The 8,817-nt window shown below is 62.9% G+C and carries 7 protein-coding genes, 4 pseudogenes and 1 other annotated feature; of the genes and pseudogenes, 8 read left to right on the plus strand and 3 right to left on the minus strand.

Features of this window, described 5'->3' with window-relative positions; translation table 11 throughout:
* Nucleotides 1–53: 53 nt before the first annotated feature.
* Nucleotides 54–1,030, plus strand: a pseudogene (locus tag QP045_RS20075) (IS110 family transposase); the annotation flags it as partial.
* Between the two features lie 271 nt (nucleotides 1,031–1,301).
* On the opposite strand, the gene QP045_RS20080 reads toward QP045_RS20075, so the two are convergent.
* Nucleotides 1,302–1,706: an META domain-containing protein gene (locus tag QP045_RS20080; protein WP_422516783.1), complete on the minus strand. Its 405-nt coding sequence runs from the start codon at nucleotides 1,704–1,706 to the stop codon at nucleotides 1,302–1,304.
* Nucleotides 1,707–2,282: 576 nt separating this feature from the next.
* On the opposite strand from QP045_RS20080, the gene QP045_RS20085 reads away from it, so the two are divergent.
* From QP045_RS20085 to QP045_RS20100, 4 genes and pseudogenes are all read left to right on the plus strand, one after another.
* The gene (locus tag QP045_RS20085; protein WP_422516784.1) at nucleotides 2,283–2,807 is read left to right on the plus strand and encodes a TetR/AcrR family transcriptional regulator; all 525 of its coding nucleotides are present in this window, start codon (nucleotides 2,283–2,285) and stop codon (nucleotides 2,805–2,807) included.
* A gap of 22 nt (nucleotides 2,808–2,829) precedes the next feature.
* The gene (locus QP045_RS20090) at nucleotides 2,830–3,717 is read left to right on the plus strand and encodes an SDR family oxidoreductase (RefSeq protein WP_422516785.1); all 888 of its coding nucleotides are present in this window, start codon (nucleotides 2,830–2,832) and stop codon (nucleotides 3,715–3,717) included.
* 16 nt (nucleotides 3,718–3,733) lie between these two features.
* Nucleotides 3,734–3,970, plus strand: a complete 237-nt coding sequence (locus QP045_RS20095) for a hypothetical protein (RefSeq protein ID WP_422516786.1) — start codon at nucleotides 3,734–3,736, stop codon at nucleotides 3,968–3,970.
* Between the two features lie 87 nt (nucleotides 3,971–4,057).
* Nucleotides 4,058–4,984 (plus strand): annotated as a pseudogene (locus QP045_RS20100) (IS3 family transposase); the annotation flags it as partial.
* Nucleotides 4,339–4,455 (plus strand) — a sequence feature (AL1L pseudoknot). It overlaps the preceding pseudogene by 117 nt.
* Here the strand turns inward: QP045_RS20100 and QP045_RS20105 are convergent.
* Nucleotides 4,956–6,397 (minus strand): annotated as a pseudogene (locus QP045_RS20105) (IS30 family transposase). The pseudogenes QP045_RS20100 and QP045_RS20105 overlap by 29 nt on opposite strands.
* 44 nt (nucleotides 6,398–6,441) lie before the next feature.
* Here QP045_RS20105 and QP045_RS20110 point away from each other — a divergent pair.
* Both QP045_RS20110 and QP045_RS20115 read left to right on the plus strand, forming a co-directional pair.
* Nucleotides 6,442–6,842: pseudogene (locus tag QP045_RS20110) on the plus strand (integrase core domain-containing protein); the annotation flags it as partial.
* 20 nt (nucleotides 6,843–6,862) lie between these two features.
* On the plus strand, nucleotides 6,863–7,069 hold the full coding sequence (locus tag QP045_RS20115; RefSeq protein WP_422516787.1) for a hypothetical protein: 207 nt from the start codon (nucleotides 6,863–6,865) through the stop codon (nucleotides 7,067–7,069).
* Between the two features lie 68 nt (nucleotides 7,070–7,137).
* On the opposite strand, the gene QP045_RS20120 is transcribed toward QP045_RS20115, so the two are convergent.
* Nucleotides 7,138–7,524: a hypothetical protein gene (locus tag QP045_RS20120; RefSeq protein WP_422516788.1), complete on the minus strand. Its 387-nt coding sequence runs from the start codon at nucleotides 7,522–7,524 to the stop codon at nucleotides 7,138–7,140.
* Nucleotides 7,525–7,864: 340 nt separating this feature from the next.
* Here QP045_RS20120 and QP045_RS20125 point away from each other — a divergent pair, with 340 nt between their 5' ends.
* Complete coding sequence (locus QP045_RS20125) at nucleotides 7,865–8,650, plus strand: class I SAM-dependent methyltransferase (protein ID WP_422516789.1); 786 nt, start codon at nucleotides 7,865–7,867, stop codon at nucleotides 8,648–8,650.
* Nucleotides 8,651–8,817: the final 167 nt, after the last annotated feature.

Below are 8,817 nucleotides of genomic sequence, written 5' to 3' on the forward strand. Positions count from 1 at the left end.
GCAGGGTATCTAAAGTGAGGTTGTCGAGACAACACTTTGGAGGCCGACCGACCATGACCAAGCTCACCTCTACGCCTGCCGGCGCCGCGCTGGTAGCCATCGATATGTCCAAGAACCGGCAGGAGGTCCTCATCGAGCGACCGGAAGGCGGCCGGCGCCGGCGGATGACCGTCATGGCGACCAGGCAGGACTATGACGGCTTTGCCGAGCAACTCGCTGCCATCGGGCGCCCCATCATCGTCGGGTTCGAGGCGACAGGTAATTACCATTGCACGCTGGCGCACCGGCTGCTGACGGCGGGGTTCGAGCTGCGGCTCATCTCATCGGTCGCCCTCGCCCGAACGCGTGAGGCGCTGCACAACGGCTGGGACAAGAACGACCCCAAGGACGCGCAGGTCATCCTGCACATGCTGCGGATCGGCGCGACGCAGCGCTACGTCGACCCGCTCACCGCAGGCATCAATGACCTGCAGGAGCTCTCGAAGACCCGCGAGACGATCTCCAGGATGAAGACGCAGACCTGGCATCGCATCCTGACCCACTACCTGCCGATGTACTTCCCCGAGATCGCCCGCTTCGCAGGCAATAGCCGCTCCGACTGGTTCTTGGCGCTCCTCGAGCGGTTCCCGACGCCAGCCAGCATCACAGCGCTGGACCGGGAGGCGTTCTCGGCCGCGGCGTGGCCGCTCATCGGCCGCAAAGTTTCCAAGGCACGGCTCATCAACGACATCTACGAGACGGCGTCCGCCTCGACGGCACTGCCGGTGCCGGAAGCCTCAGCCGCCATCACCATGTTCCGCATGGTCATCGCGCAGGGCCGCAACCTCATCCACCAGCGCGACGAGATCGAGCAGCTGGCCCATGCGCGGCTCGCCGATCACGTCGATTACCAGCTGCTGCGCAACATTCCAGGCATCAGTCCAATCAACGCGCTGACCATCCTGGCCGAGGCCGGTGATCTGCGCCGCTTTAACCATCATTGTCAGTTCCTGAAGTTCTGCGGCTTGATCTCGCAACGTGTCAGTCAGGCAGGAAGGCATTGCCATGACGGGTCGGGTCGGCCGGGGGCCGCGGCCCCCGGCTGCAGGTAGTGGACGTCACGCAAGGCGAGCCTCGCGTGAAAGAACGTCCGCTTCCGGAAACACTGGAGAGTTATCTGATGGCGACTGGGCCTCAGCTGCCGATTACCCGCGGCTGAGTGAAGGGCAGCTTACCGCCCGCCGCCGCCAAGCGCGCTCGGCAGCCGCACCCGGCGCCTCGCGATTCCCGAGGACTCGAGCAGTCCTGAGCTAAATCTTCTTCTAACGGCTCGCTACGATGTGGGCGCCTGATCGGGTTGTGAGGACCAGTGATCCACCCGGGCCAATCTGGTAGGAGCTCACTTGGCCCAGAAGCTCAACGAGCTCCCTTTCTTGCTCCATTTCAGCCGGGTCGCAGAGCATTCTCGTCAGGCCCGCACTGTTCAGCGACAGAGCCGAACCGTCAACTCGATAGGTGCCAGACATGCGGTTGCAACTAGCATTACCATAGAAGCGACCATCGGCGCCGAAGCCGATCGCCGCATGGGAGTTCGGCGTCACGTCGACGCCGCCGATTTGCGTAATTCGCCATTCGCTCCCGGTCAGCGCGCCGGAGTCGCTCGTTGCTGTCGTCGCGCAGCCGGAGGCGAGCAAACCCGCTACCGCGAGAGTTACGAGATTTCGCATGGATTCACCCGCCACCTAACTCGACGACCTGAGGAGCAAAACCAACGTGGGACTTGGAGGATTGTTTCGCCGGGCTGATGATGTTCGCGCGCGCTCATGGCGGAGACGCCCTCCGCCTACTTTAGCAGACACCGCAGAAAACCTAGGATCAAGAGCCTTCGGCGCCGATCGGAACCCCCGCAGTACCCCCGAACGGCGACGGCAGGAAACGCCTCAACTCGGACACTCAGGTGCGCAATCGGTATTCCCCCGAAAGTAGTTATGGGTTCACCGCGATCATCCCCGTTTCTCCATCTCCGAGTGGAATTCGGAAGGAGCAATCGGAACAGATTTTAGGAAAGCGGATGCCCCAGACGCCTACAGGCGCGATCGGCAATGCGGCTTTCTCGCTACCGGTTCCTTTTGCGGGAAAGCGCTTCTGCGCGTGGAAGTTGAACGGTCGAGTGCCTCAATCTCGAGATTCCTTGACGCTGAACCTCTCGTAGAGGACTAGTGACCTTAGTTGACAGACTAGGCGCTCTCCCATAGCTCGTCGTTATGGCAAGACCTAGAAGCGACTCCAAACGCAGCGAGATCATGGCAGCGGCGATCAGGATCATCGCTCAACAGGGCCTAGGCGCGTCCACGGCCTCAATTGGGAAGGCGGCGGGTGTCTCGAACGGTGCCCTGTTCACCTACTTCGAGACCAAGGCCGATCTGCTCAACCAGCTATATGTCGAGCTGAAACACCGGATGGCTGCGATGACGACGGTAGACCTTCCTGAGGGTGATCCACGAGAGCAGTTGCAGCACGTCTGGTACGGACTTCTAAGGTGGGCTGACGAGCAGCGCTTGGAGCGCCAAGCGCTAGCCCAACTGAGCGTCTCAAAAGACCTCACCGATCCAAGCCGTAACATCGCAAGTGAACCGTTCGCTCACGTGGAGGCATTGCTCGATCGGTGCCGCATCGGCGGACCGATGCATAATGCGTCCTTAACGTTTGTCGGGGCGCTCGTGATGGCGATGGCCGATGCCACGATTAACAGCATCGCTGACGATCCAGCCGCCGCTGAACGGCACGCGGCGATCGGGTTCGACGCCATGTGGCGCGCAATCACCTAACCCCAAAAAGCGGAGGGATCGTATGGCTGGCAAAGATCAACCAGTACAGCAGCAACGCCTAGCAGTGGTCACTGGCGCATCGAGCGGTATCGGCGCCGCCACAGCGCGTCGACTTGCGGCAGAAGGTTACTACGTATTGGCGGGGGTCCGCCGCAGCGAAGACTCAGGCGCTCTTCAAGCGTCGAATCTCGAGCCCATCATCCTCGACATCACGGACGAGGCAGCCATAGCTAGGCTCGTTCAACGCATTGATGCCGATCCCAATCGTCGGCCACTTAGCGCGCTGGTGAACAACGCAGGCATGGCCGTCAATGCGCCTTTGGAAACCTACAAAATGGATGATTGGCGTCACCTGTTTGAGGTGAACCTCTTTGGCCACGTCGCGATGATGCAGGCGTTGATGCCGGCGTTGATCAAGAGCCAGGGAACGATCGTCAACATATCGTCGGTTGGCGGTAGGATCGCCATGCCGACCTACGGCCCGTACGCAGGCACAAAGTTCGCGCTGGAGGCGATCAGTGACTCCTTACGCCGAGAAGTTGCGTCGTTTGGGGTCAAGGTCATCGTGATCGAACCAGGAGCGATCACCACCGGCATGCTTCGAGAGGTAGGCGGCAGGGGCCAGAAGGTCATAGACGCGATGACTAGCGCTCAACGCGACCGTTACGCGAACCTCATGCACGCTGTAGTTGGCCAAGCTGAGGCATCAGTTGCAGGCGGAGCACCGCCGGAAGAGGCCGCCCGTATCATCACGGACGCAATCACCAGCCGGCATCCTCGGACTAGGTACACAGTCGGCCGGGGGGCCGGGATGATCGTCAAGATGACGAAGCTCGTATCGGATCGAGTGCTCGACCGTATTTTGGCGGCCAGCCTCAAACCGCATTTCCCAAAGGCGTCTCCGGCGTGAGAAGCGTAGACGAGGTATGAGCACACTGCTCATCGCGGGCGCCACCGGACTTGTTGGCCGCCATGCTCTAGCTCTCGCGCTTGCTGACAAGCGGATCGACCACGTGGTTGCCCTCACCCGTCGTCCGATTGCACCACATCCCAAGCAGCGGAACGTCGTCGCCGATTTTGCGCACCTTCCCACCGACGCCGTTTGGTGGAACGTGAATGGCGTTATCAGCGCTAGGCACGACCCGCAGCAACACGCCTTCTGATGCCGCCTATTTGGCAATCGACCAGGATTATCCCTGAACCGCGCCGGGTTTGTCGGAGGCTCCAACTCGTGAGAAGGTGGAGCCTGTATGAGCAAGACGACGAACAAGTTTGCGCCCGAGATCCGGGAGCGAGCGGTACGGATGGTGTTCGATCACGAGCGCGATCGCCCATCGCGATGGGCGACGGTGGTGTCGGTTGCGGAGAAGATCGGCTGCGTGCCGCAGACGCTGCATGAGTGGGTGAAGAAGGCCGAGGTCGACAGCGGCAAGCGTGCCGGTGTCCCGGCCGAGGTCGCTGACAAGCTGATGGCGCTGGAACGCGAGGTTCGCGAGCTGCGGCAAGCCAACGAGATCCTTCGTAAGGCTTCTGCGTATTTTGCCCAGGCGGAGCTCGACCGCCCGTTCCGGAGATGATCGCGTTCATCGACGATCACCGCGATGTCTATGGGGGTCGAGCCGATCTGCCGTGTCCTGCGATCGCCCCATCGACGTATTTCGAGCGTGTCGCGCAGCGAAAGGATCCAATGCCTGTCGGCGCGGGCGCACCGGGATCAGACTCTCAAGCCCGAGGTCGCTCGCGTGTTCGCCGAGAACTTTGCGGTCTATGGCGTCCGCAAGGTTTGGCGGCAGATGATGCGGGAAGGTTTCCCGGTCGCCCGCTGCACCATCGAGCGGCTGATGCCAGATGGGTTTGGCAGGGGTAATCCGTGGTAAGCCGGTGCGCACGACCATCAGCGACAAAACGGCGCCATGCCCCCGCGATCACGTCAACCAGAAGTTCTACGCGCCAGCGCCGAACATGCTGTGGGTGTCAGACTTCACCTACGTCGCGACCTGGGCGGGGTTCGTCTATGTCGCCTTCGTCATTGACACCTATGCCAGGCGGATCGTCGGCTGGCGAGCCAGCAGGACGGCGCATGCCAGCTTTGTCCTTGATGCTTTGGAACAGGCACTTCACGATCGCCGGCCGACCCATCGGGCGGCCTCATCCATCATAGCGACCGCGGGTCGCAAGGCGGACTCGACCGGTCGTCGCAACGCGGTGTTTGTTGATCTCTGAGAGGCACTCGTCAAGGGCCTCTGCGGGTGTCTTCCAGCCCAGCGTCTTGCGGGGGCGAGCGTTAAGGGTGGCTGCGACGGCAGCGATAGCATCGGGGCTGTGGGCGCTCAGGTCGATGCCCTTGGGGAAGTACTGCCGCAGGAGCCCATTGGTGTTCTCGTTGCTGCCGCGCTGCCAGGGGCTTTGCGGATCGCAGAAGTAGACCTGGACGCCGGTATCAACCTTGAGGCGGGCATGCTGCGCCATCTCGGCTCCTTGGTCCCAAGTGAGCGACCGACGCAGCTCCTGCGGCAAGGTGGTGATGGTACGCGCGATCGCGTTGCGCACCGCCTCGGCACCGTGTCCCGCCAGCGCTGGCCCGTTCTTGGTGCTCGGTCCAGCGCCATGCCCTTCCATACGCGGCAGGTGCAGTAGCATCGTGAAGCGTGTCGTGCGCTCGACCAGCGTGCCGATCGCCGAGCTGCCCAGCCCCAGGATCAGGTCGCCTTCCCAGTGACCCGGCACCGCTCGGTCATCGGCTTCGGCAGGGCGCTGGGAGATCATGATGTCGCTCGAGACGAAGGTCTTGCCCCGCAGGCCGACGCGCGCTCGTGGCGTTCGCAAGGTGCGTCCCGTCCGCAGGCAGGCGGTCAATTCGCGTCGCAAGGCACCGCGGCCCTGGACGAAGAGCGCTTGGTAGATGGCCTCGTGGCTAATGCGCATCGTCTCGTCATCCGGGAAGTCCACGGCCAGACGCCTGGCGATCTGTTCCGGGCTCCAGGCCCACGCCCATCGCCGATCCTGCCGCGGGCCGTGCCGGCGCCCCTTCCACGACACCGCTGGTCGCGGGACCGGGTGGCCATAACCGGTGCGCACAACACCGGCGAGCCTCTCTTCCACATAGGAGCGCAACGCTGCGTTCCCGGCAAGCTTCGTCTTCTTGGGACGACGGGCAGATCGTTCGGCGTGCCACTGGGCGACGGTCGCGCGATAATCCAGGGCGCCGCCCCGGGTGGTCGCGTTGCGGCGGACTTCACGCGATATCGTCGAGGCGCAACGACCGAGCCGACGTCCGATCTCCTGCAGGCTATGACCCTGTACGAGCAACAGCGAGATGTCCTCGCGCTCGGCCAATGACAGGTATCTGCCCGACAGCGGCTTCGCCGCGGACTTGAACATCGCTGGTGGCATACCGCCCGCCTTCCGGAACCATCTGGTTCCTACAGGTTGCGACACTCCGGCCTTTAACGCAGCCGCCTCGCTGCTGACCCCTGTCGCGATCAACGTCCAGACAGCTGCTGCTCGCTTCGCGTTGCCACCGGTGGCCGACCGGGAGACCGCAATGGCGGCCGCGTGCACCGATCCGAACGCCGCTTTTTACTGTCCATGCTATGCCTCCATTTTCGAAGCGTTGCAACGACCGGTTGAGTCCGCCCAATACGTCTCTATCAAATACACAGAGCGCCTCGCCGAAGCCGGGACGAGCCGTCAGTCGGCAGCGTCGGTGACAGCTATGACAACGCTTTGGCCGAAACCATCAACGGCCTCTACAAGGCGGAGGTGATCCACCGGCGTGGACCATGGCGCAGCTTCGAAGCCGTCGAATATGCCACGCTGGAATGGGTCGACTGGTTCAACCATCGCCGGCTCCTCGAATCCATCGGCAACATCCCGCCTGCCGAAGCCGAAGAGCAATATTATGCTGCCGCGGACACCATCGATATGGCAGGTAACTCACAACCCGTGGCCTCCGGCAGACCCGGGACGGTTCAAACGAGCGGCGCAACCAGTGGGTATCGATCGCCAGCGGCAGCGGCATCGATGGGTCGCTGATAATTCGGCAGGACGCACGCATGGACATCGCGCGTCTCGACGGTGGCACCACGCTTGAACGTTCGCTGTCACCGGAGCGCGGCTACTGGGTGCAGCTCGTCGCAGGGATCATCGGACTGAACGGGACCGAGATGCGGGAGGGCGACGGTGCGGCGATAGAGGCCGAAGAGATGCTGATGATTGAAGCGGACACCGATGCCGAGATCCTGATCATCGATCTGCCATAACGGATCGCATTCTGCGGACTGGCAAGGTCTCTCTTGGTCGCGCGCCTGACCGGGAGGCGCGCGCGGAGTTACAACCTCTTTCGCTCCCACCAAGCAAGGCCGATGCTGGCCGAAAGGGCTACGACGGCCAAAGCGATCCACTGGTACAACGGCGCGAAGACCATCGCGAGGCCGGCTGTCGAGGCATGCGAGACAAAGAAGGCTTGGTAATAGACTGCTCCGGCGACGCCGTTCGACAGGATCAGATAGGCTGCCATCACCCCGGCAATCTCGGGGGGCGCTTTCTGCCGGCGGGCGATCAGGTACGGGACCACGCTCGGCCCGATAATCCAGATCCCGAACGGGATCGCCATGCCCCACCACCGAAGTTCCCCGGGCGTGCCCGCCCATAGCATGAGCGCCGCCAGTGCGATGACGGAGCCAACCGTGAGGCATTTCAGGACCGTAACCACCATGGGGCTTTCTTGTTCGCGGGGATAGAAACCCGGCCTTTGCGCAGAGCAGCTTTTAGATGCCAGCAGTAATCGACGAAATGTGTGTCTGCTGTGTTGCTGGCGCCTAGCGAGAGACAGCGCAGGCAGCACTTCACGCATCGCGATCGTTACAGGGATAACCAGAAGCTGTTGGGGTCCGAGGCGCCCCGGCCCGTAGAAGCGCTCCGGAGCCAGGCCGCCCGAAAGCACCGACTTCCGGGATTGCCGGTCGATTGCTGAGGGAGACGGCACAGTGGCGTTACAAGATGTGGATCCGGCTCCAGGCTGGATGCCGAAGGCCGGGCAAGAGCCCCATCCTCACATGAGCCATGCATTTGCAAGCGCCTACGAGCAGGCGGCGACCCGAATTACGGGCCCGGTTTCCTGCGCTGCACTCGATCGGCTCGGCCCCATCGGCAGGGCTACCCGCATCATCGATATCGCTGCGGGGACCGGAGCGTTCAGCGTTCCCGCGGCACATCACGGCGCTGCCGTCACGGCGATCGATGTCGCTCCGGGCATGGTCGCACTGCTCGGTGAGAGGCTTCGCCCATTCCCGCAGGCGCAGGCATCGGTAATGGATGGGCAGGCGCTCGAATTTGCCGACGGGAGCTTCGACGCGGCAGTTTCGATCTTTGGGGTCAGCCTGTTCCCGAACTGGCGCCAGGGACTCTCCGAACAAGTGAGGGTGCTGCGACCGGGCGGGAAAGCGGTGCTGGCGACATGGCGCCATTTGCCCGGCGGTGGCCCGTTCGTAATCATGGCGGAGGCCCTGCGAGCGACCTTTCCGGATCAGCCCCCGCCGCCCCCTCCGTCCGGGTTTCTGGCGCTTGCCGACCCCGACGCGATGGACGCCGCGCTTGTCGCTTCCGGTCTCATGGATACCTCTGTCGAGGAGATCGAGGCGGTGTGGGAAGGGCCTTCGGGTACCGCCTATCTTGAGGAGCTCCGCGACTTTCACCCGTTCATGGGCCCCTACGCGCAGCTCGGCCCTGACCTTCGCCGGAAGCTTGACGAGGCCATTCTCGAAGCGGTGGACAGAAGGTCCGCGAACGGCCGGCTGGTCATGACGACGAAGGTGACAATCGGCGTCGGGACCAAAAGCTGACGTAAAATTGTTTTGCTCTCTCTCGCGGTCCAAGCATCCAACCTAGCACTACTTTGGCAGAAGAGCGTGGGGAGGTCTGTTGAGGCTGCATCCACAGTGAGGGCAGTGGTGCGGCGGTGAGCGGAACAGGCGGTCAAGGATGGCCTGGCGCACTGCTGGCAGGCTGG

The sequence above is a fragment of the Sphingomonas sp. 3-13AW genome, from assembly GCF_049311085.1.
Classification (GTDB): domain Bacteria; phylum Pseudomonadota; class Alphaproteobacteria; order Sphingomonadales; family Sphingomonadaceae; genus Sphingomonas.

Coding starts and splice junctions, on each gene's coding strand:
- QP045_RS20095 (WP_422516786.1), top strand. CDS start 3,734: ATGAGCACACTGCTCATCGCGGGCGCCACCGGACTTGTTGGCCGCCAT.
- QP045_RS20115 (WP_422516787.1), top strand. CDS start 6,863: ATGGACATCGCGCGTCTCGACGGTGGCACCACGCTTGAACGTTCGCTG.
- QP045_RS20085 (WP_422516784.1), top strand. CDS start 2,283: ATGGCAGCGGCGATCAGGATCATCGCTCAACAGGGCCTAGGCGCGTCC.
- QP045_RS20120 (WP_422516788.1), bottom strand. CDS start 7,524: ATGGTGGTTACGGTCCTGAAATGCCTCACGGTTGGCTCCGTCATCGCA.
- QP045_RS20080 (WP_422516783.1), bottom strand. CDS start 1,706: ATGCGAAATCTCGTAACTCTCGCGGTAGCGGGTTTGCTCGCCTCCGGC.
- QP045_RS20125 (WP_422516789.1), top strand. CDS start 7,865: ATGAGCCATGCATTTGCAAGCGCCTACGAGCAGGCGGCGACCCGAATT.
- QP045_RS20090 (WP_422516785.1), top strand. CDS start 2,830: ATGGCTGGCAAAGATCAACCAGTACAGCAGCAACGCCTAGCAGTGGTC.